General features: G+C 62.3%; 22 protein-coding genes. 8 read left to right on the top strand and 14 right to left on the bottom strand.

What is annotated here, in order from left to right; translation table 11 throughout:
• Positions 1 to 2: 2 nt before the first annotated feature.
• Together XM53_RS01565 and XM53_RS01560 are read right to left on the bottom strand one after the other, a co-directional pair.
• Complete coding sequence (locus XM53_RS01565) at positions 3 to 935, bottom strand: methylenetetrahydrofolate reductase (RefSeq protein WP_057790289.1); 933 nt, start codon at positions 933 to 935, stop codon at positions 3 to 5.
• A gap of 32 nt (positions 936 to 967) precedes the next feature.
• On the bottom strand, positions 968 to 1273 hold the full coding sequence (locus XM53_RS01560) for a virulence factor (protein WP_057789579.1): 306 nt from the start codon (positions 1271 to 1273) through the stop codon (positions 968 to 970).
• 232 nt (positions 1274 to 1505) lie between these two features.
• Between XM53_RS01560 and XM53_RS01555 the strand changes: the two genes are divergently transcribed.
• Positions 1506 to 2636: a Ppx/GppA phosphatase family protein gene (locus tag XM53_RS01555; protein ID WP_057789577.1), complete on the top strand. Its 1131-nt coding sequence runs from the start codon at positions 1506 to 1508 to the stop codon at positions 2634 to 2636.
• Complete coding sequence (locus XM53_RS01550) at positions 2636 to 3352, top strand: RlmE family RNA methyltransferase (RefSeq protein ID WP_057789575.1); 717 nt, start codon at positions 2636 to 2638, stop codon at positions 3350 to 3352. Before XM53_RS01555 ends, XM53_RS01550 begins: the two co-directional genes overlap by 1 nt.
• Here the strand turns inward: XM53_RS01550 and XM53_RS01545 are convergent.
• The 4 genes from XM53_RS01545 to XM53_RS01530 form a co-directional block, all read right to left on the bottom strand.
• Positions 3349 to 3537 carry a hypothetical protein gene (locus XM53_RS01545; protein ID WP_057789573.1) on the bottom strand — a complete coding sequence of 63 codons (189 nt, stop codon included), beginning with the start codon at positions 3535 to 3537 and terminating at the stop codon, positions 3349 to 3351. The two genes, XM53_RS01550 and XM53_RS01545, sit on opposite strands and share 4 nt — an antisense overlap.
• A gap of 357 nt (positions 3538 to 3894) precedes the next feature.
• Complete coding sequence (locus tag XM53_RS01540) at positions 3895 to 4110, bottom strand: hypothetical protein (RefSeq protein WP_057789571.1); 216 nt, start codon at positions 4108 to 4110, stop codon at positions 3895 to 3897.
• Entirely contained in the window at positions 4107 to 5267 is a 1161-nt protein-coding gene (locus XM53_RS01535; RefSeq protein ID WP_057790287.1) for an aromatic ring-hydroxylating oxygenase subunit alpha, read from the bottom strand. Before XM53_RS01535 ends, XM53_RS01540 begins: the two co-directional genes overlap by 4 nt.
• Positions 5268 to 5401: 134 nt before the next feature.
• Positions 5402 to 6223: a helix-turn-helix domain-containing protein gene (locus XM53_RS01530; protein ID WP_057790285.1), complete on the bottom strand. Its 822-nt coding sequence runs from the start codon at positions 6221 to 6223 to the stop codon at positions 5402 to 5404.
• Positions 6224 to 6451: 228 nt separating this feature from the next.
• Between XM53_RS01530 and XM53_RS01525 the strand changes: the two genes are divergently transcribed.
• The gene (locus XM53_RS01525; protein WP_057789568.1) at positions 6452 to 6841 is read left to right on the top strand and encodes a hypothetical protein; all 390 of its coding nucleotides are present in this window, start codon (positions 6452 to 6454) and stop codon (positions 6839 to 6841) included.
• Positions 6842 to 6859: 18 nt separating this feature from the next.
• Here XM53_RS01525 and ilvN read toward each other — a convergent pair whose 3' ends face one another.
• On the bottom strand, positions 6860 to 7420 hold the full coding sequence (gene ilvN / locus XM53_RS01520) for an acetolactate synthase small subunit (protein ID WP_057789566.1): 561 nt from the start codon (positions 7418 to 7420) through the stop codon (positions 6860 to 6862).
• 49 nt (positions 7421 to 7469) lie between these two features.
• A complete protein-coding gene (locus XM53_RS01515) occupies positions 7470 to 9227 on the bottom strand; it encodes an acetolactate synthase 3 large subunit (protein ID WP_057789564.1) in 1758 nt (585 codons plus the stop codon).
• Positions 9228 to 9605: 378 nt separating this feature from the next.
• On the opposite strand from XM53_RS01515, the gene XM53_RS01510 reads away from it, so the two are divergent.
• Entirely contained in the window at positions 9606 to 11510 is a 1905-nt protein-coding gene (locus tag XM53_RS01510) for a PhoX family protein (protein WP_057789562.1), read from the top strand.
• A gap of 63 nt (positions 11511 to 11573) precedes the next feature.
• Here the strand turns inward: XM53_RS01510 and XM53_RS01505 are convergent, their stop codons facing one another.
• From XM53_RS01505 to XM53_RS01495, 3 genes are all read right to left on the bottom strand, one after another.
• Positions 11574 to 11900 carry a hypothetical protein gene (locus XM53_RS01505; protein ID WP_144435413.1) on the bottom strand — a complete coding sequence of 109 codons (327 nt, stop codon included), beginning with the start codon at positions 11898 to 11900 and terminating at the stop codon, positions 11574 to 11576.
• A 130-nt stretch (positions 11901 to 12030) separates the two neighbouring features.
• Entirely contained in the window at positions 12031 to 12675 is a 645-nt protein-coding gene (locus XM53_RS01500; RefSeq protein WP_057789558.1) for a response regulator, read from the bottom strand.
• Entirely contained in the window at positions 12672 to 14093 is a 1422-nt protein-coding gene (locus XM53_RS01495; RefSeq protein ID WP_057789557.1) for a cache domain-containing protein, read from the bottom strand. The genes XM53_RS01500 and XM53_RS01495 overlap by 4 nt, the downstream gene beginning before the upstream one ends.
• A gap of 261 nt (positions 14094 to 14354) precedes the next feature.
• On the opposite strand from XM53_RS01495, the gene XM53_RS01490 reads away from it, so the two are divergent.
• From XM53_RS01490 to XM53_RS01475, 4 genes are all read left to right on the top strand, one after another.
• Positions 14355 to 15440, top strand: coding sequence for a TRAP transporter substrate-binding protein (locus XM53_RS01490; protein ID WP_057789556.1), 1086 nt, complete (start codon positions 14355 to 14357; stop codon positions 15438 to 15440).
• A 172-nt stretch (positions 15441 to 15612) separates the two neighbouring features.
• Positions 15613 to 16539, top strand: coding sequence for a TRAP transporter small permease subunit (locus tag XM53_RS01485; RefSeq protein ID WP_057789555.1), 927 nt, complete (start codon positions 15613 to 15615; stop codon positions 16537 to 16539).
• Positions 16539 to 18893 carry a TRAP transporter large permease gene (locus XM53_RS01480; protein ID WP_057789554.1) on the top strand — a complete coding sequence of 785 codons (2355 nt, stop codon included), beginning with the start codon at positions 16539 to 16541 and terminating at the stop codon, positions 18891 to 18893. The genes XM53_RS01485 and XM53_RS01480 overlap by 1 nt, the downstream gene beginning before the upstream one ends.
• A 74-nt stretch (positions 18894 to 18967) precedes the next feature.
• Complete coding sequence (locus tag XM53_RS01475) at positions 18968 to 19510, top strand: AAA family ATPase (protein ID WP_057789553.1); 543 nt, start codon at positions 18968 to 18970, stop codon at positions 19508 to 19510.
• A 12-nt stretch (positions 19511 to 19522) separates the two neighbouring features.
• On the opposite strand, the gene XM53_RS01470 is transcribed toward XM53_RS01475, so the two are convergent.
• The 3 genes from XM53_RS01470 to XM53_RS01460 form a co-directional block, all read right to left on the bottom strand.
• Positions 19523 to 20239, bottom strand: a complete 717-nt coding sequence (locus XM53_RS01470) for a DUF1194 domain-containing protein (protein WP_057789551.1) — start codon at positions 20237 to 20239, stop codon at positions 19523 to 19525.
• A 120-nt stretch (positions 20240 to 20359) separates the two neighbouring features.
• Positions 20360 to 21370 (bottom strand): serine hydrolase domain-containing protein, encoded by a 1011-nt coding sequence (locus XM53_RS01465; RefSeq protein ID WP_057789549.1) that lies wholly within the window; start codon positions 21368 to 21370, stop codon positions 20360 to 20362.
• 139 nt (positions 21371 to 21509) lie between these two features.
• Positions 21510 to 22340 carry an arginyltransferase gene (locus XM53_RS01460; RefSeq protein WP_057789548.1) on the bottom strand — a complete coding sequence of 277 codons (831 nt, stop codon included), beginning with the start codon at positions 22338 to 22340 and terminating at the stop codon, positions 21510 to 21512.
• Positions 22341 to 22408: the final 68 nt, after the last annotated feature.

The following is a 22408-nucleotide window of genomic DNA, read 5'->3' as shown; positions in this document are numbered from 1 at the left end:
ATTTATCCTTGCTTGGCGGCGGGCACGGTCGACGCGCCACCGTTTTCGATCGCCCACTCGGCATTGGTCTTGATGCCGCCCAGCGGGAAGAAGTGCACGTTGGTGATGTTGAAATCCGGGTTGGCCGCCTTGTGCGCCGCCAGCTTGGTCAGAACATCCGTCGGCTCGTAGGGCAACAGCAGCTTGGAGACGTCCATCGCGCGCTTTTGCAGCACTTTCAGCGACGGGCCCACGCCACAGGCAATGGCGAACTTGATCAGCGTCTGCAGCTTCGCCGGGCCCGCGATGCCGATATGGATGGGCAGGGTGATGCCCGCGGCCGACAGGTCGTTCGCCCACTTGATGATCGGGTCGGCGTCGAACGCGAACTGCGTGGCCAGCGCCATCTCGGCGTCGGTCCGCTCCGAGAATTTCTGCTTCCACTGCATCGCATCCTCGACATTCTTCATGCCGCCATCGGGGTCGATGTCGCGGTTGCCCTCGGGGTGCCCCGCCACGTGCAGCCGCTTAAAGCCCGCACGGTCGAACGCGCCCGACTCCAGTAGCTGCATCGAGCTGTCGAAATCGCCATGCGGCTCTTTCACGCCGCCGGCCAGCACCAGCGCTTGGCTGACGCCCGCCTCGCCCTGGTAACGCGCGATCCAGTCCTCCAGCGTGGCCTGGTCCTTGATGATCCGCGCCGGAAAGTGCGGCATCACCTTGTAGCCCTCGGCGGCCACGCGCTTGGCGGTGGTGACCATGTCCTCGATCGGCGTGCCTTCGATATGCGCGATATAGACCCGCGTGCCTTCGGGCAGCAGGTCGCGGAAATTGTCCACCTTCTCGGCGGTGCGCGGCATCACCTCGATGGAATAGCCGTCCAGCAACGCCTCCACCTGCGGGTTGACCGTGCGTGCGCCCGGGGTCTCACGTTTCTTGAAGTTCAAAAGCGCCATCGCGGCCTCCCAGAAAGATTTGCGGCCCGAACTCACGACGAGCCGGCCCAACCGTCATTCGCGATCAGCTGCTTGATGCGCGCCTGATCGTATTCCCTGTCCAGCCGTGCCGCCTCGGCCTCGGCCACCGCATCGGCCTCGCCCTCCACCTCATAGGGGGCGGCCTTGCGCCATTCGGCGAGATAGGCATCGGTATCCTCGGCGCCGACCTTCATGGCGGCACGGTCGATGGCCTGCTCGAACCGCTCGGGCAGGGGGCGCTTGGACCCGCGCCGGCCCTTGCCGACGATCACCTGCGCTGGGATGTCCCGCCAGTATACCACAGTCACATCAACCATCGCTGATTCCTCTACCTCGGTTGACTCTCTCTAATTCACCAGCCGCGCCCGACAGGGTCGTTTTTCGACTTAACGGCATCTTCCAGCGACGTCACCCTAACCGGCATGTCGTTTCAAGGCCACTGCAAGCCACCGGAAAATGAGTCAAGTTTAACCTCCGCACGGCTCAAAGCTTGCGCGGACCGCCTGCAACCACTACCTTTATATCAACTCGAAATGGAGGGCGTGTGTTATGGCGCCCAAGCGTCCCGAAAGTGCGGGCGCGGTCCCTCGTTCAAATGGACGGCCAAAGGTCGAAAGCCCCGCACTGATCTCGCCCGAATCCGGCCCGCTTTACGCGGCGCTGGATCTGGGAACGAACAGCTGTCGTATGCTGATCGCCCGACCGGACGGCGCTCAGTTCAAGGTCGTGGACAGCTTCTCGAAATCGGTGCAACTGGGCCAGGGGCTGGAACAGACCGGCAAGCTGTCGCGCGCCTCGATCTACCGCACCATTCAGGCCCTGCGCGTCTGCCAGCAGAAACTCAAGCGCAACAAGGTGCGCCGGATGCGGCTCGTCGCGACCGAGGCCTGCCGCCGCGCCTCCAACGGCGCCGCCTTCATGAAAAAGGTCGAGCGGGAAACCGGCCTGCGCCTCGACATTATCGAACCCCAGGAAGAGGCGCAGCTGGCCGTCGTCTCCTGCGCGCCACTGGTCAGCAAGAAGACCGAACAACTGCTGGTCGTCGACATCGGCGGCGGCTCGACCGAGCTTGTCTGGATCGACCTCACCAACGTGCGCCCGCGCGAACGGGCTTCGGCCATCATGCGGATGCATGGCGGCTTTCCCGACGCCCGGCGCAGCGACGGCCCCTCGGCCCGCGTGGTCGACTGGATCAGCGTGCCGCTCGGGGTGGCGACGCTGCGCGACCAGTTCAACGATGTCGAGGATGACGCCGCCCGCTTTGCCCTGATGAGCTGGTTCTTCGAGGAAAACCTCGCCGAATTCGCCCCTTACAAGGACGAGCCGCCGCGCGCAGGTTTCCAGATCGTCGGCACCTCGGGCACCGTGACGACCGTGGCCGCCAGCCACCTCGGCCTCAAGCGGTACGACCGCAACAAGGTCGACGGGCTGCGCATGACCTCCGACCAGATCGACAAGGTCATTCGCGACTACCTCGCCATGGGCCCCGCTGGGCGCCGCCGCGACCCGCGCATCGGGCTGGACCGGCAGGCGCTGATCATGTCGGGCGCCGCGATCCTTCAGGCGCTTCTGCGCTGCTGGCCCACCGACCGCCTGTCGGTGGCCGACCGCGGCCTGCGCGAGGGGATGCTCTACGCCCAGATGGCCGCCGACGGCGTGCTGATCGAAGGACAGGACTGATGACGAAGAAACCCACGGGCAAGAACACCTCCGGCCGCGGCCAGCGCGACCTGACCGTCAAGGTCAAGACCGCCAAGGGCCGCCGCAGCAGTTCCACCCGCTGGCTGCAACGGCAGCTGAACGATCCTTACGTGAAACGCGCCCAGGCCGAAGGCTATCGTGGCCGCGCCGCCTACAAGATCATGGAACTGGACGACAAGTTCCGCTTTCTCGTCCCCGGCGCGCGGGTGGTGGACCTTGGCTGCGCCCCCGGCGGCTGGTGCCAGGTGGCGGTGCCGCGCGTGAACGCCCTGGGCGAGAAATCCGGCAAGGCGCAGGGCTATATCCTCGGCGTCGACCTGCAAGAGGTCGAGCCCATCGCGGGCGTCGAGCTGCACGTGCTCGACTTCATGGAAGACGACGCTGACGAAAAAGTGAAGGAGTGGCTTGGGGGCCGCGCGGACGTGGTCATGTCCGACATGGCCGCCGCGTCCTCGGGGCACAAGCAGACCGACCATTTGCGCATCATCGCCCTTTGCGAGGCCGCCGCCTATCTGGCCTTCGACGTTCTGGAAGAGGGCGGCACCTTCGTCTCCAAGGTCCTCGCCGGCGGGGCCGAGGGCGATTTGCAGAAACTGCTGAAGCAACGCTTCACCAAGGTCGCCAACGTCAAGCCGCCCGCCTCGCGCTCGGACAGTTCCGAGAAATTCGTCGTGGCCACGGGCTTCCGGGGCTAAAGCACCGCGGGCCGCGCCTCAAAGGACAGCTCCGCCAGTTCGCGAAACGCCAGCGCCGCGTTGCCGTCGCCGATCTGGCCGGCATCGGCCCTGTCACGCACCCGCCGCGCGACGTTCTCCTGCCGCAGCAATTCGAACAGCCGCGCGTGGCGGGTTATCGGGGTATTGTCCGGTCTGCTCTGCATGTGGCCTCGACAGGTGTTTCGCTCAGTGTCGCGCGAAATGCCTGCCATCCCATTAAGGCGGTTTTGGCCCGTTCATCGTTCGATTTGCGGGCAGGGCGGAATGCTTCCCAACGCAAGAGATCCCGGATCAGGTCCGGGATGCCCCGTCCCCCTCCGCGTAGGGTGGGTGAAAACCCACGCGTCCCCCACCGCGCGCACCCTTCACCCGATCTTCACCTCCGCCTGATCGCGCCACCGCACCGCACGCCCTGTTAACTTGGGCCCCGTGACAACCGCACCGACGCGGGTACCACCCAAATACCGACGCGATACCGACGCCGGAATCGGGCGTTCCTCAAAATTAACCTCCGAGTCGCCTCACGCCTCGCGCCCGTGCCGCACCAGCCGCTGATGCAGCCGCCGCGCCGCCGGCGCCCCGGCCTCCAGCGCAAAGACATACGCATGGGTCAAGTAAAAGCACGACGCGTCCAGATCGTTCGCCGCATCTGCGGCTTCGGTGTAAAGCCGCACCAGAGCGACGCTGTCATGCGCCTCGTGCGCGGCGATCATTGCGTTGTCCAGAACGGCACTCATTCCGCCGCCTTTCCCATGCCGCGATAGGCCTCGACCTTGCCGGCGACCCAGTCATGAAAACAATGGGTCGGGCTGTCCATCACCGGCGAGAAACGCCCCCCGTCGAACTGGTCCGCGTGGCGCCCGCGCTGCATCCCCTCGACGACAAAGATGTCTTCCTCGAACACCGTCTTCCAAAGCTGCGTGTTGCGCATCCGCAGCCCTTCATCGCTGTTGGGAACGGAATAGTAGAGGTGGATATGCTCGACCGTTTTCTCGGGGCCTTTCGGCTCCAGGATGATGGCGAAGGCATGGTCGCGATGCACGCCCAGCAGAACGTTCGGGTAGACCGCAATATACTCGGCCTGCTCATTCCACTTCGCGCCAACCCCTTCAAAATCCGGGAACTTTTCGCCGTTCTCGTTGGTCAGCTGACGATAGACCATGGTGCCCTGGCCAGAGAATGCACCGGGCTTTTCGATGTTGTAGTGGTCTTCCAGCTTGGAATAGCTGTTCAGGCCCGGATGCACCCACGGCAGGTGATAGCTCTCGCAGTAGTTCTCGACCGCAAGCTTCCAGTTGGTGTTGACCTCGAACTCGATCTTGCTGTCGATCCCGCCGTGATAGACCGGCAGTTCGAATTCCGACCAGCGCTCCATGACGTCCTTCATGGCGTCCTCGAAGGCCGGCGCATCGCCTGAAATGTTGACCCAGACAACATCACGCCACACATGGCTGCGCACCTCGATCAGGCCCAGGTCGTCGCGCTTGATCGCCTCGTGCGTGTTGTGGCCCGGCCCACCCACATGCGGGGTCGAGACCAGCTTGCCTTTGGTCGAATAGCACCAGGAATGATAGGGGCAGCGGATCGCGCCCTCGATCTTGCGCGGCGCGTCCACCAGGATCATGCCCCGGTGGCGGCAGATGTTCTGAAACACCCGGACGTCCCCGTCCTTGTCACGCAATAGCAGCAGGGGCATCCCCAGAAACTCGATCGGCTTTGCATCCCCCGGCTCCGCCACGTCAGCGGCCACAGACAGCCCGGCCCACTGCGTATAGAGCAGCGCCTGACGTTCCTCGGCATAAACGGCGGGGTCGATGTAATGTGCGTTGGGCAGGCCATTGGCTTTGTCGACACTGGCGCGTACGGCAGAGAGATCGGTGATCGTTGCAGACATCGGTAACACATCCCCTTGGCTGGTGATGCTCTCCGATTGCATGAAACAGTCCTTGAGAAACCGACGATTCACGACATCAAATTGCTTGATCCGACCACGGTGCGTTCGATCAGGGTCCGGGTACTTGCCGTGTCCTAGCGGAATTCCTCATTCAGGCGCAGCAGGCGTGCATGGAAGGCCGGCACGTCTTCCAGCGACACGAGGCCTGCCTGCCGGGCCACCGGCAGCGCCTTTTTCAGTCCGGTGCCCAGATACTCGTAGACCATCCGCGCCGCGCGCCGCCCTGTCACCTTTTCGCGCACGGTGCGTGTCGCGTACCCTTCCCAGATATTCGACTGGAACGAGGTTTCTGGCGTCAGGAAATTGAACGAACAGGCCAGAGAGTTGCGATGCGTGACCAGCGCCGCGACGCCTTCCTCCTGCCGCATGATCAGACCGCGGAACTCGCGGTGGCCGGGTTCCGTCGACAGACCCTGATTGCGCATGGCATCGCGCGGCTCGAACCCGCGCAGAAACGTATAGGGTGCCTCGCGGTGCACGTGGACGAGGCCGATCGTGAAAAGGAAATCATCGATGAAAGACCGCCTGACGAAGCTGTAGAACCCGCTGGGAAACATGTCTTCCGGCACGGCTGTAGGGGCCGCGCCGAAGAACCCCGACAAAAACGCGTGGCCCAGAAGTTCCGGCGAGGTCGTATAAATTCCTTCGACCGGCTCAAGAAGAATGCGGGCATCCACATCGAAGAACTCACAGATCCGGTGCAGCTGGTCCGGCCGTGGAAAGCTTTCGCCCGACAGGTAGCGATTGAACTGCGTGCGGTTGATCCCGATATCGCGACACAAGCCGGAGACCGACTTGTAAGGGGAGCTGAGGATCTGCAGGTTCCGCCCGAAGATGCCGCGTAGGACCGCGGGATCGGTGGCCTTGCTCGGCGACCCGGATGATGGCGTTTTCACGTTCAAAACAGCACCGATTCTGGATTTTCCGATACACCACTCGAAGCAGTGCGACGGCATGTAATGCACTCGATACACGAAGATAGACGATTCTGTCCAGAAATTGACGCGCTTTAGCGTCAGGTTTGTGTGAGGCTGACACAAATGGGTGGTGACTAAGCTTCAAATTTCCAGTGATCGCATCAGGTCGGTGTCCTATCCTGAATTCAGGATGGAAGCGAGGGTGCTATGTACGGCGCAGTATTGTGGGCTGATCGATGCACAAACCGTGCGCTGATCTGGTGCGAAGATCACGGCGACCTGGCCTTTTTCGAGGGGGAGCCGGCCAATATGTCGGATGCCTCTACATTCGAGGAGGGCGACTTCGTTGCGTTCAAGATCCGCGACGGTCGCGGGATGCGCCTCGCGTTCGAGGTGAAGGTCGTCACGAGTGATGAATATCCGCGCCTTGCCCGAGATTTGCGCGGCGCCGCGTCAAAGGATGTTGCCGCGGCTTCGCCGGCGGCGCCGGAGCGAAAGATACTTCCTTTTGTGGCCCCGACCGGAACACGTGGCCGTGATGCAGCGATATCGCGGAACACCGGCAACAGCCTTGAAAAACTGCGTCAGTCCCGCTGAGACAGGTTTCGGCGTCGCTCAGGTTCCGCGCGAAAGGGCGGCGACACCTGTGCGAGCGATTTCTTCCAGCCCCAGCGGGCGCATGAGGTCGGCGAAGGCGTCGACCTTTTCAGACGTGCCGGTGATCTCGAAGACAAAGCTGTCCAGAGTGCTGTCCACCACGTTTGCGCGGAAGATATCCGCCAGCCGCAACGCCTCGACCCGTTTGTCGCCGGTGCCGGTGACGCGCAATAGGGCCAGTTCGCGCTCTACCGTGCGTCCTTCGACGGTCAGGTCATGCACGTCATGCACCACCACGATCCGGCCCAGCTGCGCCTTGATCTGCTCGATGATCTGCGGCGTGCCGGTGGTGACGATCGTGATGCGCGACATGTGTCCGGTGTGATCTACCTCCGCCACGGTCAGGCTGTCGATGTTGTAGCCGCGTCCGGAAAAGAGCCCGATGACGCGCGCCAGCACGCCCGGTTCGTTGTCCACGATGACGGCCAGAGTGTGACGCTCTTCGGCGTCCGAGAAAGTGGGCCGTAGATTATAGGCGGAGTGGCTGGAAGCGCCTTTCTTGAGTTTCAGGGCTGACATCGGCCTTGGTCCTTTTAAGTGTGTCGTGCAGAGCGGGAACGGGACTGGTCTACACCAGCACCCCCCCGCCTGCGTCGATGGCATCGGCGGTGGACGCATTTTCGCCCAGCAGCATCTCGTTATGGGCCTTGCCCGACGGGATCATCGGGAAGCAGTTCTCGTGCTTCTCGACCAGGCAGTCGAAGATGACCGGCCCGTCGTAGTTCACCATTTCCATGATCGCGTCATCAAGATCCGCCGGGTCCGAACACTGGATCCCCTTGGCGCCAAACGCCTCGGCCAACTTGACGAAATCGGGCAGGGCGTCGGACCACGAATGCGAATACCGCTCGCCATGCAGCAGTTCCTGCCACTGGCGCACCATGCCAAGGCGTTCGTTGTTGAGGATGAACTGTTTGACCGGCAGGCGATACTGCACTGCCGTACCCATTTCCTGCATGTTCATCAGCCACGACGCCTCGCCCGCGACGTTGATCACCAATGCCTCGGGGTGCGCCACCTGAACGCCGATCGACGCCGGGAAGCCATAGCCCATGGTGCCCAGCCCGCCGGAGGTCATCCAACGGTTGGGGTGCTCGAAGCCCAGGTATTGCGCCGCCCACATCTGGTGCTGGCCAACCTCGGTACAGATGTAGCGATCATGCCCCTTGGTCAGCTCCTCCAGACGGTGCACCGCGTGCTGCGGCTTGATCGTCTTGCCTGTCTGCGTGAACGCCAGGCAGTTGATCTTCTTCCATTCCTCGATCCGGCCCCACCAGTTCTGGATGGCCTCGCGTTTGACCTTGGCCCCGCGGTCCTTCCAGACCGACAGCATCTGGCGCAGAACTTCCTTGACGTCGCCCACGATGGGGAAATCGGTTCGGATCACCTTGTTGATCGAGGACGGGTCGATGTCGATATGCGCCCGCTGCGACCCAGGTGAGAAAGCGTCCAGCCGCCCGGTGATCCGGTCATCGAAACGCGCGCCGATATTGATCATCAGGTCGCAGTCGTGCATCGCCATGTTGGCCTCGTAAAGGCCGTGCATCCCCAGCATCCCCAGCCAGTTCTTGCCCGAGGCCGGATAACACCCGAGACCCATCAGGGTCGAGGTGATCGGGATGCCCGTGGCATCGACCAGTTCGCGCAAAAGCGCGCTCGCCTCGTCGCCGGAATTGATAACGCCGCCGCCGGTGTAAAAGACGGGGCGTTCGGCCTGTTCCAACGCCTCGACCAGTTCGGTGATCGTGTCGATATCGCCGTTGGTCTGCGGCTGGTAATGCGAGGTCTTGGTCTGCGCCGGCTCCAGGTACTTGGCCGAAGCGAATTGCACGTCCTTGGGAATATCGACCAGCACCGGCCCGGGCCGGCCCGAGGTCGCCACATGAAAAGCCTCGTGGATGGTCTGCGCCAGGCGCTCGGTTTCCTTGACCAGCCAGTTATGCTTGGTGCAGGGACGGGTGATGCCGACTGTATCCGCCTCCTGAAAGGCGTCCGATCCGATCATGAAGGTGGGCACCTGGCCTGTCAGAACGATCAGCGGGATCGAATCCATCAGCGCGTCGGTCAGGCCCGTGACGGCGTTGGTCGCGCCGGGGCCGGATGTCACCAGAACGACGCCGGGCTTGCCGGTCGAGCGCGCATAGCCTTCGGCGGCGTGCACCGCGCCTTGCTCATGCCGGACAAGGATGTGGCGAATGTCGTTCTGTTGAAAGATCTCGTCATAAATCGGTAGCACGGCACCGCCGGGATATCCGAATACGACGTCCACACCCTGATCCTTCAAGGCCTGAACCACCATTTTCGCTCCGGTCATCTGACGTGTCATCGTTTTGCTCCGTTCATGACATGTGTGTCTTTGCGTTACGCATAAAAAAGCCCCCGGAGGGTTCCGAGGGCGCATGGGGTACCGTTATGGTGTCCGTTACCGGCCCATGCGCCATTCACCTACGACTACGATTAGCGATGCCATTATTGGCGACTCCTTGCTGCGTTCGGGGACATTATGTGCGGGTGTCAGAAGCGTCAACAGGCTTTCCGCGATAAATGTCGCGCGAGAGGGCGATTTCTTTGCATTTGTTGCGCGAAAAATGGCGCGGCAGAAACGCGCAGGTTTGCACGATCGTCACGAACCCGTCCGAGAGCTGTTACACTCATGTGACAACCTTGGGATGATCCCACGCCATCACCATCCTGGAGACCAGCCATGAAAGACGCCGACCACACCCGCCTGAGTGCCGACGAATGGGACGAAAAGATGCACCCGCGTCCCGAAGAGAACGGGTTTGACCGCGTGGTCGAGGCCGCCATTTCGCGCCGCGGCTTTCTGGGCGGGGTGCTGGCCTTTGGCTCGGGGGCCGCGGCAATGGGCACGGGGGCCGCGCTGCTGTCGGGCACCTCTGCGCAGGCTCAAGCGGCCAGCCGTTTCGCCTTTGCCCCGATCGCGATCCAGACCGACAACACCGTTCATGTGCCCGAAGGCTACAACTGGGACGTACTGGTGCGCTGGGGCGATCCGATTTTCCCGGACGCGCCGGAGTTCGATCATGACACCGGCGGCGCCGCCGGCAGCGCCGACCGCGTCTTTGGTGAAAACACCGACGGGATGGAAAGTTTCCAGATCGGCAGTCGCCAGCTTCTGGCCATAAACCACGAATACACCAATCCAGAGGTGAACCTGCCCCATACCGAGGACGGCACGCCGACGGGCCTTGAAGACGTGCGCAAGCTGCAAAACCTTCAGGGTGTCGCGGTGATCGAGGTGGCCGAAGACACCGATGGTTGGCGCGTGGTCAAGGACAGCCCGCTGAATCGCCGCATCACGCACCTGACGCCGATGACCATTGCCGGACCGGCGGCGGGGCATGAATTGATGCAGACCGAAGCCGATCCCACCGGCACCGAAAGCCTTGGGACCTTCAACAATTGCGGGTCGGGCAAGACGCCCTGGGGCACCTATCTGACCTGCGAGGAAAACTTCAACGGTTATTTCGGCGCCACTGGCCCGATAGAGGCCGGCGAAGCGGTCACTGCGGGGTACGAACGGTACGGCATCGGCCCGGATGGCTGGGACTATGACTATCACAAGTGGGACGCGCGTTTCGACGTCTCGAAAAACCCCAACGAGCCGCATCGGGCCGGCTGGGTGGTCGAGATCAACCCCGCCGATCCTGACAGCACACCGGTCAAACATACCGGACTTGGCCGGTTCAAGCACGAGAATGCCGAGGCGGTGTTGGCGCCCGATGGGCGGGTCGTGGTCTATATGGGCGACGACGAACGCGGCGAGTTCCTCTATCGGTTCGTCTCTAACGGCACCTACACGCCGGGCGGCCCGACCGAGGGTCTGCTGGATGACGGCACGCTTTCGGTGGCGAAGTTCAACGATGACCAGAGCGGCGAGTGGCTGGCCCTTACGCCCGAGACGACGGGCATGGGCAGCCTTGCCGAGATCCTGATCTTTGCCCGTCAGGCGGGCTCGGCGGTGGGTGCCACGACGATGGACCGCCCCGAGTGGATCGCCGCGAACCCTCATGCGGTCGAGGCCTATTGCTGTCTGACCAACAACAAGAACCGAGGCGTCAAACCGAACGCTGGCGGCGACGAGACGCCCGTCAACGGGCCCAATCCGCGCGAGACCAACAATTACGGTCAGATCGTCCGCTGGCGGCCGGAAAATGACAATCACGCCGATGACCGCTTTACCTGGGATCTGTACGTGATGGCGGGCAACCCCGAGGTCTACAACAACGTCTATGGCGGGTCCGACAACGTTACCGCCGGGAACATGTTCAACTCGCCCGACGGAATGGCCTTCGACAGTGCGGGGCTGGTTTGGATCCAGACCGATGGCGATGACAGCAACGAGGGCGAATTCGAAGGCATGGGCAACAACCAGATGCTGGCGGGCGATTCGGTGACCGGTGAAATCGCCCGGTTCCTTACGGGGCCGAAAGGGTCAGAGGTGACGGGGCTGACCTGGTCGACCGACCGGCGCACGATGTTCGTGGGCATCCAGCATCCCGATGCGCCGTTCCCTGATGGCGAGGGCAAGTTGCCCCGCTCGGCAATCGTGGCCGTCAAGCGCGACGACGGCGCGCCGCTGGGTTGAAGAAAATTCGTACGAATTTTCTGACCCAAGCGACTTCGGACGAAGACTCTTGGGTCACAAGCCCTACATCATGTGGCCCAGCGCGCCCATCATGTAGTCGCGGTTGTAGTGGAGAGACTGAACCCGCGGATCATCCTGGGATTTGCGCATCACCGTGTCGTAATCCGCGAAACAGATCAGCTGCGCCTCGTTCTGGATGATGCGGATGTTCAACTCGTTGAGATAGGCCGTGCGAAACCTGTCGGCCAATCGCTGCGATGCAAAGTTGATGATCGTCGTGGTGCCGCCTGCGTTATTCTGAAGGCCGTAACACACGGCTTTCTGGCGGTCGAAGGTGAAATCGGCGAACTCCACCGTGCTTTCGCCGTAGTCTTCTTGAACGTCCTGCATGGTGTCCCCCATGGCCAAGAATGAGTTAACGATGACAGATTCGTAAAAATATGGAAGGGGTGCAGCATAAATTTTTCTGCGCCGCGGCATCAGGTGCCGAAAAGTTGATCAGGGGGCGGGTGGCTCGTGGCTAGAGCGAGACGCCGGTTCCCTGGAGCACGCCATGTTCCATCGCATAGCGCGTCAGGCCGGCGGTCGAACTTATTCCCAGCTTGCGCTTGATGTTCTTGCGGTGTGTTTCCACGGTGCGCACCGAGATGTCCAGCGCCTGCGCCACTTCCTTGTTCGACCTGCCTTGCGCCAGTTGCAGCAGGATCGTCTGTTCGCGGTTGGTCAACTGAACGCGGCCGTCCCGTGTGTCGGGCGCAAGCGAGCCCTGGGCGCCTGTGCAAAGATAGCGCTCGCCCCTGCCGACCGCGTCGATGGCGCGCTTGATCTCTTCGGTCGGTACGTCCTTCAGCACATAGCCCATGGCGCCGTGGCCCAGAGCGGAACTGATGTATTCGGGGCTGTCGTGCATCGACAGGATCAGGATGCGTGTGTCGGGACGCCGCTCCAGCAGGATTTCGGTGGTGGACAGCCCGCCGATCCCCGGCATGTTGAGGTCCAGCAGGATCACATCGGGGTCAAGGGCAGGGGCCTTGTCGATGATATCCTGCCCCGAGGACAGGGTCGCCACCACTTCGATATCGTCATAGCTTTCAAGGATGGCCTCGATGCCTTCGGCCACCATGGGGTGGTCATCGACAATGGCGATACGGATGGGGTCGGTCATGCGCTTGCCCTTGTTTGTGTGTTCGAGCCAGAGCCGTCTTCCGGTTGCAGCATATGGGTCAGCGGCACGTTGGCCTCGATCACGGTCCCGCTCTTCGAGCCCAGAATGCGCAGCGTGCCGTCCAATTGTTCGATGCGCTCCTGCATGTTGCGCAGGCCCAAGCCTTGCGAATTCGTGGCAAAGGACCGACCCGGATCCATCCCGCGCCCATTGTCCGAAATCCGCAAGGTCGCGCCGTTCTTGTGACCGCGCACATCGACCGAGACGCAGGTGGCATCGGCGTGGCGTTCGATGTTGGTCAGGGCTTCCTGTGCCACGCGGTAAAGCGCGGTCTTGGCGTCATCGTCCAGACGGTTGCGGAACGGCACGGTGCGGAACTCGGTTCTGAGGCCCGTGCGCGCGCCAAAGTCCTCGACCAGCGATTTCAGCGCGGGACCGACGCCCAGATCGTCCAGCACACCGGGGCGCAAGTCGCGCGAAATGCGGCGCACTTCCTGGATCGCGCCCGAAAGGTTCAGGATGCCACGGTCCAGCGTCTCTCCGGCGCGCGCGTCTCCGGTTTCGAACCGGCGGCGGGCGCTGTCGAGCGCATAGCGGACACCGACCAGGATCTGGCTGATCCCGTCATGCAATTCGCGCGCCACGCGTCCACGTTCTTCTTCTTGGGCGTCGAACACCCGTTGGGTCAATTTCTTCAGCTTGGCGTCCGCGACCCGTCGCTCTCGTATGTTGATGAACAGCCCCGAGGTGAACACCAGCAGAAGCGCGCCCATGGTCAGACCGCCGATATAGAGAAACGTGCGCTGAACGCGATCTTCCACGGTGGCGCGCGCGCTGTTCACGGCGGCGATGACATCGTCGATGAAGACCCCCGTGCCGATGGCCCACCGCCAATCCTGGAACCCGATGACATAGGTGACCATCTGTGCCGTCTCGCCGGTCGACGGCTTGGTCCATTCATAACTGTGATAGCCGCCGCCTGTGCGGGCGATGCGGATCAATTCATCGGTGATCGGAATGCCGGCGCCATCCTGCATTCCGCTCCAGTTGCGTCCGATCAGCTGGGTATGGCGAGGGCTGACAAGGTTGTTTCCGTCATAGTCGTAGACGAAGAAATAGCCGTCCTGACCATAAATCATGGCGGACAGGATCTGCGTGACGACCAGCTTGGCCGCCTCGTCATCCGGTGCCGCGCGCCCGTAGATATTGATGACCGCCGTACGCGCGAGCGAAAGATAATTTTTCAATTCGTCCCGCTTGGCCGCAATCAGTTTTTCTTCCAGCGTGTGGATCTCGCGCTCTGCCATCTGCCGCGACTGCAACGTCACCAGTACGGAAATCGTCACCATGGCCAGGATAAGGGGCAGGGTCGCTGTCAGAAAAAGTTTCTGACCGTAATTCAGCTGCGGTCTGGTCATCGATTCTCCTTTTGCGAATCGTTAATGCGAATCTTGTCCGAAGCCTAGCTTTGCGCGTCGTAGGGAAATGCCGCGCCGCCGCGAGGACGCCCGAATTCTGATCGGATTCAGCTATTTCCGGATGTGTTCGGCACAAAAGCTACGCACTACTCGGTATTCCCTTTGATCCGTGTACACGATAGTGTCCCGACACCTGCAACGGTCCGCGCGCAGGCTGCTAGGGACGGCATGTGCGCTTTATCAATTGGGAGGATATACCTTATGGATCGTCGTTCATTTTTGAAGAATACCGCATTGGGCGGCTCGGCCGCGGCAGCCACGTCGCTGGCGGCTCCGGCCTATGCCCAGGGCAACCGCACGCTGACCATGGTCACAACTTGGGGCCGGGGTCTTGCCGGCGTCCATGACGCCGCTCAGTACTGTGCCGACCAGATCACCGCGATGAGCGATGGCCAGCTGACCGTCGACCTGAAAGCGGCGGGCGAACTGGTGGGTGCGTTCGAAGTGTTCGACGCCGTCACCGCCGGCCAGGCCGACATGTACCACGGCGTGGACTATTATTTCCTCGGCCAGCACCCGGCGTTGTCATTCTACTCGCAGATCCCCTTCGGCATGACCTTCCAGGAATATTCCAACTGGTGGTATATCGACGGCGGCAAGGAGCTGGGTGACGAGCTTTACTCGATCTTCGGCCTGAAAGCATTCCCCTGCGGCAACACCGGCCCGCAATCGGGTGGCTGGTTCGCCAAGGAAATCAACTCGCCCGAGGACTTCCAGGGCCTGCGCTTCCGTATGCCCGGCCAGGGCGGCGAGGTGCTGGGCAAACTCGGCGCCAGCGTTCAGAACCTGCCCGGCTCGGAAGTGTACCAGGCGCTGTCGTCCGGTGCTATCGACGGCACCGAGTGGATCGGCCCCTGGGCGGACGAAAAGGCCGGTTTCCAGGAGATCACCAAGACCTACTACACCGCCGGCTTCCACGAGCCCGGCCCCAACCTGAACTGTGTCGTCGGCCTCGAAGTCTACGAGAGCCTGACCCCGGCGCAGCAGTCGATCATCTCGAACGCGGCACAAGCCACCAACATCTGGAACATGTCTCAGTTCATGGCCAACAACGGTGCGGCGCTTCAGCGTCTGCAATCGTCGGGCGTCACATTGCGCGAATTCCCCGACGAGGTCTGGGACGCGTTTGGTGCCGCGGCACAGGAAGTGCTGCAACAGAACATGGGCGACGAACTCTACAAGAAAGCCTATGACAGCTACCGCGAGTCGCTGGCAAGCTCGGCCTCGTGGATCAGCCGCTCCGAAGGCAGCTTCCGTTCGCAGCGCGACCGCGTGCTCGACATCTGATCGCCAGTTGATCGAAACCTACGCTCCCCGCGCCATGACCGGCGCGGGGGCATTTCGCGCATAGAAGTGTGAGTCCTGCGCACGGGCGGCCGATCGTCCTTCGGGATACACGGTCAGGTTGGTGCCGTTGCGTCCGGGCGGGTCCAATTCGCAGGACATGGGGGAATGGTAGATGGGCGAGACTGAAGCAACCGGAACCGGGTTCGCCATTTTGGATGCGATCCTCTGGTTCTTCGGCAGCATTGTCGGATCGTTCTACGACTTCGCATATGCTATCACGCATCCCGGGCTGTGGCTGAACTGGGCCGACAAGGAAGCCATCATGCGGTTCGTCTATTACGGCGGATCGGTCGAGTTTTTCTTCGTCGTCTTCACCTTCATCCTGATCCTGACCGCCATCGGGATATGGCGCAACAGCTTCATGTGGGGCTGTGTGCGGGTGATGGAGGGGTTTGCCAACATCACCGGCCGGCTTTTTGCCTGGGCGGGCCTGATCATGGTGCTTCAGCAGATCGTCATCGTCTTCATTCAGCGGATATTCGTGCGGCCGGACATCTCGTTTGGTTTCGGTGTTCCGCTGACCTTCGACATCAGCTGGTGGGCCGAAGCGCTGAAATTCCACAACGCGCTGGTGATCGCGCTGTGCTGCACATACACCTTCGTCCAGGGCGGGCACGTGCGGGTCGACCTGATCTATGCCGCGGTGAAATTCCGCACGCAACGCCTTATCGACATGATCGGCTGTGTCGTCTTCATGGCCCCCATGGCCGTGCTGATCTGGATGTACGGCTGGTATTTCATGTGGCGCCACCTGATCACGCCGAAGCCTTCGGCGTCGGAATCGCTGGACCGTCTGATGATGAAGGCGCGCGCGGTCCGCTGGAACGTCGAGACCATCGGCTTCAGCCCGAACGGGTTCAACGGATATTTCCTGTTCAAGGTTCTGATGGTCGCGTTCGCGGGCATGGTGTTCATCCAGTCCGTCGCCTTCTTCTACCGCTCTTATCTTGAATGGAAGGAGGGGCCGGAAAGCGACGGCAAATACCTTGACAAGGACAGCCTCGGAGAAGGCGAAGAAGCCTATGAGGGGACACACTGATGTTGTTTGGACTTGATGGCGTCGAGATCGGCCTGATCATCGTGTTCCTGTGCCTCTTCGGGGGCATCCTGTCCGGCTTTCCGGTGGCCTTCGCCATCGGTGGCGCGGGGGTCATATCTTTCGCGATCATCGCCGGTCTGGACAGCGCCGGCCTGCTGATCCACCAGGCGATCGACAGGGGCAGCGAGGCCTATCGCACCCTGGTCGGATCGGGCGTGAAGCCCGAGTCGGTGTCTATTTTCCGATACCCGGACCTGCCGCGTGTGGGCGAGCCGGTGTTCCCGCAGGGATGGGAAACGGCGCTTGACCGGAACGTGAGTTTCGTCGTCAACAGGATGAACGAACGGGTCTTCGCGGGCCAGTCGATCGAGACCCTGCTGGCCGTGCTGATGTTTGTTCTCATGGGCATCACGCTGGAGCGCTCCAAGGTTGCCAACGACCTGTTGACCACCATGGCGCGGGTCTTTGGCCCGCTGCCGGGCGGCCTTGCCGTGTCGGTGGTGGTCGTGGGTGCCTTCCTTGCCGCCTCCACCGGTATTGTCGGGGCCACCGTGGTCACCATGGGCCTGCTCAGCCTGCCGACGATGCTGCGCAACAATTACAGCCCCGAGATTGCCACGGGTGTGATCGCAGCCTCGGGCACGCTGGGGCAGATCATTCCGCCTTCGATCGTGATCGTCCTGCTGGGCACGCTGGCCGGCGATCTTTATTCGGTCGCACAGGAAGCGCGGGCGCAAGAAGCGGGCTGCACCGACGCACTGACCTATTTGGGCGAACCGGCCGTGGTTTCGGTCGGGACGCTTTTCCAGGCGGCGCTGCTTCCGGGCATTCTTCTGGCCTTGCTCTATGCGCTCTACGCCTTCGGTTACGCTCTGCTGAACCCCAGCAAGGCGCCGGCGGTCGAACTGGGCGCCACCAACGCCGAGGCGATCACCCGCGGCGAAGCGTTCACCTGGTTCCTGGGCATTCCGGTCGCGCTCGTCGCCGGAATGCTGGTGCTGGGCCAGATGAACGTGATCGGCAGCCAAAGCACGACCATCGACAGCTTCAGCGAACAGGGCGAGAGCGCAAGTCTGCGTACGGCCGTGGGCGCTGAATGCAAGGAATCGATGATCGAACTGCATGGTCAGGCGGCCTGGGACCGGGCTGTGGCCGAACAAAAGTCGATCGACGAGTCCGGCGGCGTGACCCAAAGCGTGCGTCTGACCGAGGAAGAACGCGCCGAGATGCTGGAGCGCAAGATCGCGAACGCGGCGCCCATCGGCACAGGCATCGCCGTCATGATGCTGATCTTCGCGCTTGTGCTGACGCTGGCGCGCGGCGTCCTGCCATCGGAAAGCCCCATGCCCTTGATCGTCGGGGGAATCGGGATCGTGCTGGGTCTGCTGATCGATATCCTGCTGATCGGCCCGCAATGGAGTTCGGGCGCCACTTTCGCGATCATGGCCATTCCCGTGGCAATAGCGCTTTATGGATGCAGCCATGCCGTGGTGCGGCTAGCGCAGAACGAACTGATCCGCGTGGTCTTTCCGCCGCTCGTACTGATCGTGGCGGTTCTAGGCTCGATCCTGGGCGGGATCACCAACCCCACACCGGCCGCGGCCCTGGGCGCGGGCGGGGCGATCATGCTGGCTGCCTATCGCAAGCTGAGAGACCAGGAGCGGTCGGGCAAGATCATCATCTTCGCCACTTTCGCGATCATCATCGCGATCATCGTCGGCATCAATTTCGACTTGCGGATCAACGTCGAGGGCGCCTCGGCCGAAAGCTGGATCGCGTTCATCGTGGCCAAGGCGGCCTATCTCTATGCCCTTTTCGGGCTGCTGTTTGCCTGCTGGGTGCTTTTTGCCGGCGGCGTGCTCAGTCCGGTGGTGCGCGAGACCGCCAAGGTGACCAGCATGGTCTTCACCATCCTGATCGGCTCGCAGCTTCTGAACCTCGTGGTGATCTCGTTCGGCGGTGAACACTACATCCAGCAGTTCCTGCGCTCGTTCGACAACGAATACAAGGTCTTCCTGATCGTGATGCTGGTGTTGTTTATCCTTGGCTTCGTGCTCGACTTCCTCGAGATCATCTACATCGTGATCCCGATTGTCGGGCCGGTGATTTATGGCGGAACGTTCGATCCGAAATGGGTGACGATCATGATCGCGGTCAACCTTCAGACGTCGTTCCTGACGCCGCCCTTCGGTTTCGCTCTGTTCTATCTTCGGGGTGTCGCCCCCAAGGAGGTAACGACGGGCCATATCTATCGTGGTGTCGCACCCTTCGTGCTGATCCAGGTGGTCGGACTGGCGATCCTGTGGTTCTTCCCGGATATCGTCACGATCTTCCCCGATCTGCTGGGCGGCTGATCCCGGCATCTTTTCCCTGACGAGGGTCCGGCAGACACAGGGCCCTCTTTCTTGGCTCGGACATCGCGAACGTCATGACAAACAAGGCCTGCAACCGGCACGTCATCCTTTCGGGCTGTTCCGGCGGCGGCAAGTCCACGCTGCTGGCGGCATTGGGCCGTGCCGGGTTCCAAACCGTGGCCGAGCCGGGCCGGCGCATCGTCGCGCAAGAGACGGCGGGTCGTGGCGCCGCGCTTCCATGGGTCAATCCCGCTGCCTTCGCTCGTCGCGCCGTGGATATGGCCAAGCAGGACAGGGCCGGGCTCGGCGACGCTTCTAGCTGGGTCTTTTTCGATCGTGGCCTGATAGATGCCGCCGTCGCGCTGGAACATGAAGCGGGCATCGAGGTGTCCGAGACCCTTGCCGGTTCCGCGCGATTTCACCCTCTGGTCTTCATGGCGCCGCCTTGGCCTGAAATACACCGAATCGACGGCGAGCGGCGCCACGGTTTCGATGATGCCGTCGCCGAGTATCACCGCTTGTGCGGGGCCTATGATCGACTTGGATACAAGCTTGTTATATTGCCAAAAACCGGCGTCGCCGAGCGGACGGTCTTCGTTCTGAACCGTCTGGACTGACCCGCGCGTCACCTAACGCGCGGCGATGCGCCCGGTGCCGGGGGCCGGTGTCCGTCCGGAGATTTCCAGCACCAACTTACGGCGCACCGTGCGGGCAAAACTGTCGCGGCCCTCGGCCGTCACCATAAAGGCGCCGGGACCGCCGATGATCCGCTCGGCATATTCTACCTCAAGATTGGCGCCGGCGCGCCGTCCGTCCTCCGCGCGCAGGATCGGCAGGGCATTTATGACGATCCCCGCCGCCAGAACCTCAGCCCGCGCCGCTGCGATGGAAGGCCCGGAAGAGTTGCGGATGCTGTCGCCGGAAAAGTCGATCACCGCGCGGGGCGCGATGATGTCGTTCGTCTCGATCAGGCGTTTGGCGTCCAGCAGGGCGCCGCCGATGGCGTTGCTGCCATAGGCCTGACGCGGCGGCCCGGACAGCGCGTCGGCAAAGGCCCGCGCCGAATCTTCGCCGTCGATCACCGTCCAGGGCACGACCACCGCGGTGTTGGTGGCCCATTCCACGTAGGTCACGGCGACGTTGCCATAAAGCGAATCCTGGATGGCCTTCAGAACTTCCGGGTCGGTGATGGCGCTGGCGTAGCCCTGGCGTTGGAACGAGAGTTCCATGTCGTCAATCGACCCCGATGCGTCCGCCAGAAGAACAAGCTCCAGCCCGACCTCCTGCCGGGTCTCGGCAAGGGCGGGACCGGCAAGCAGGCAGATAAGGCAAGCCAGAACACGCATCCTCTAATCCTTCCCTGCATCGCGTACCAGAGCAAGCGGCTTGCGGTCACATCCGCGTGTGGTCCGGCATCATACAGCCAAGTGTCCTGAAAATGGGCGTCAGATGCGGTTTTGCCGCTGTCAGGTCGTGTCGCGGCGGGCCAGTGGCAGGATCGTGCCTTCGATCAAATTCATCAGGTCACCAAAATACCCGATGCTGCGGGCCGGGCGGGTCGAGTCCGAGGTGATCGCGAGCGTCAGACCCAGCCCGGGTACGACGCAGATCACCTGGCCGCCATATCCGCGCGCGAGGGCGAACTTGTCGCCCTGGGCTTCTCCCAGGAACCAACCATAGCCATAACGCAGCCCTGACCAGGGCGACCGTGTTACCGGCTCGAAGGACCGGGTGACCCAATCCTCGCTCAGCACGCGCGTGCCGTCCCAAATGCCGCCACGCCGGTACATTTCACCGAAATGGATCATCGCGGGCAGGCTGAGCGACATCTCGTTGCCGCCAAGATAGCGCCCCTGCGGATCACGAGTCCAAGGTGGGATTCTGATCTCAAGCGGGGCACCAAGCCTGTCGCGCGCCTGCTCCAGCAGGCTTTGCCCAGTGACTTCGGACAGGATCGCGCCCAGCACGTGGAACGACCCCGTGGAATAAAGCATACGTGCTCCGGGCTCCGTCTCGAAGGGACGTGACAGGGCGTTTGCGACCCAGTTGCGGCTGCTGACCCATTCGCCGTAATTGGGCCCGGATGTGCGTTCCAGTCCGGCCTGCATCGTGATCAGATTTTCGACGGTGATCTCCGAGACGCCCGGTTCGGCATCCTGCGGGATCAGGCCGGGGGCAAGCTGCCCGATGGTGGCCTGCATCGTCGGTATCTCGCCGCGATCGAGCGCCGCGCCGGTCAAGGCGGCAACAAGGGTTTTCGAGACCGACTTGATCGGCACGGGCGTTCCGATGACCGGACCGCGAAACGCTTCGGCGAAAACCTCGGCCCCGTGCTGATGAATAAGAACGGCGTGGCATTGGTCCAGAGCGCCTGCGACATCCGCCACGGCCCGCCACGCGGCAGGCTGCGCCCTGGCGGGCCAGGCGGCAAGAGCGGCAGAACCGGCAAGAAAATGACGACGGTGGGGACGGAACATGCAACCTCGTGTGTCTTGGCCATCCACGAAATATCACGGTTGCTGCGAACGACCAGAGCGGCGAGCCTCAAACGACCGTGGCACACGGGAACGTGTTCTGACGCGAAGTCACAGCGTCGTCGGCAACCGGCAAGGCGCTTCAGTATTTTCTGTTACGCAGGGGTTTTCCGTCGGGAAGCGCGATATTCGCCACCTGCTCGGCAATCGGATCATTGGAAAGCGGATGGCGGTGCGACTCGAAATCGGCCGGATCGCGCATCGGCTGCCATTCTCCGCCCGAGTAGACCTCCAGCCCGGAAAACGCCGCCTTGTATCCCATTTTCGCACTGCCCGGCACCCAGTACCCCAGATAGACGTACGGCAGACCGGCCTCGCGCGCGATGTCGATATGATCGAGGATGATGTAAGTGCCCAGACTGTCGCGTGGCCTGTTGGGATCGTAAAACGAGTAAACCATGCTGACGCCGTCGTCGAACACATCCGTCAGGCAGACCGCGACCAGTTCGCCGGTTTCGCCGTCGGCATATTCAACCACGCGCGTGCGGATCGGCGTTTCCTCGATCATCGCGGCGAATTCGAACGTATCCATGTCCGCCATGCCGCCATTGGCGTGCCGATCTTCGAGATATTCGCGAAAAAGCGCGTATTGTTCCTCGGTGGCCCAAGGTGAGGTGGCGCGCCGGTCCAGATGCCGGTTGCGCCGTATCGTGCGGCGCTGACTGCGCGAGGCGGTGAAGTTCTCGACGTTCACGCGTGCCGACAGGCAAGCGGCGCAATCCGCGCAGGATGGACGGTAGAGCACGTTCTGCGATCGACGAAACCCCTGTTTCGACAGCGTGTCGTTCAGGCGTTGCGCCCCGTCGCCTTGCAGCGCCGTGAACAGCTTACGCTCCATCCGGCCTTCCAGATAGGGGCAGGGCTGGGGCGCCGTCACGTAGAACTGGGGCGCTATAGGAAGGGTGTGACGCATGGCAGGTTTCGCAACTTTCGGAACCGACGATAACAACGATGTGACGCTGCGCCAAGAGGTCAAATCCG

Origin of the sequence: Roseovarius atlanticus (assembly GCF_001441615.1) — a bacterium.
Classification (GTDB): Bacteria; Pseudomonadota; Alphaproteobacteria; order Rhodobacterales; family Rhodobacteraceae; genus Roseovarius; species Roseovarius atlanticus.
This window is presented reverse-complemented; position numbering and strand designations above follow the sequence as displayed.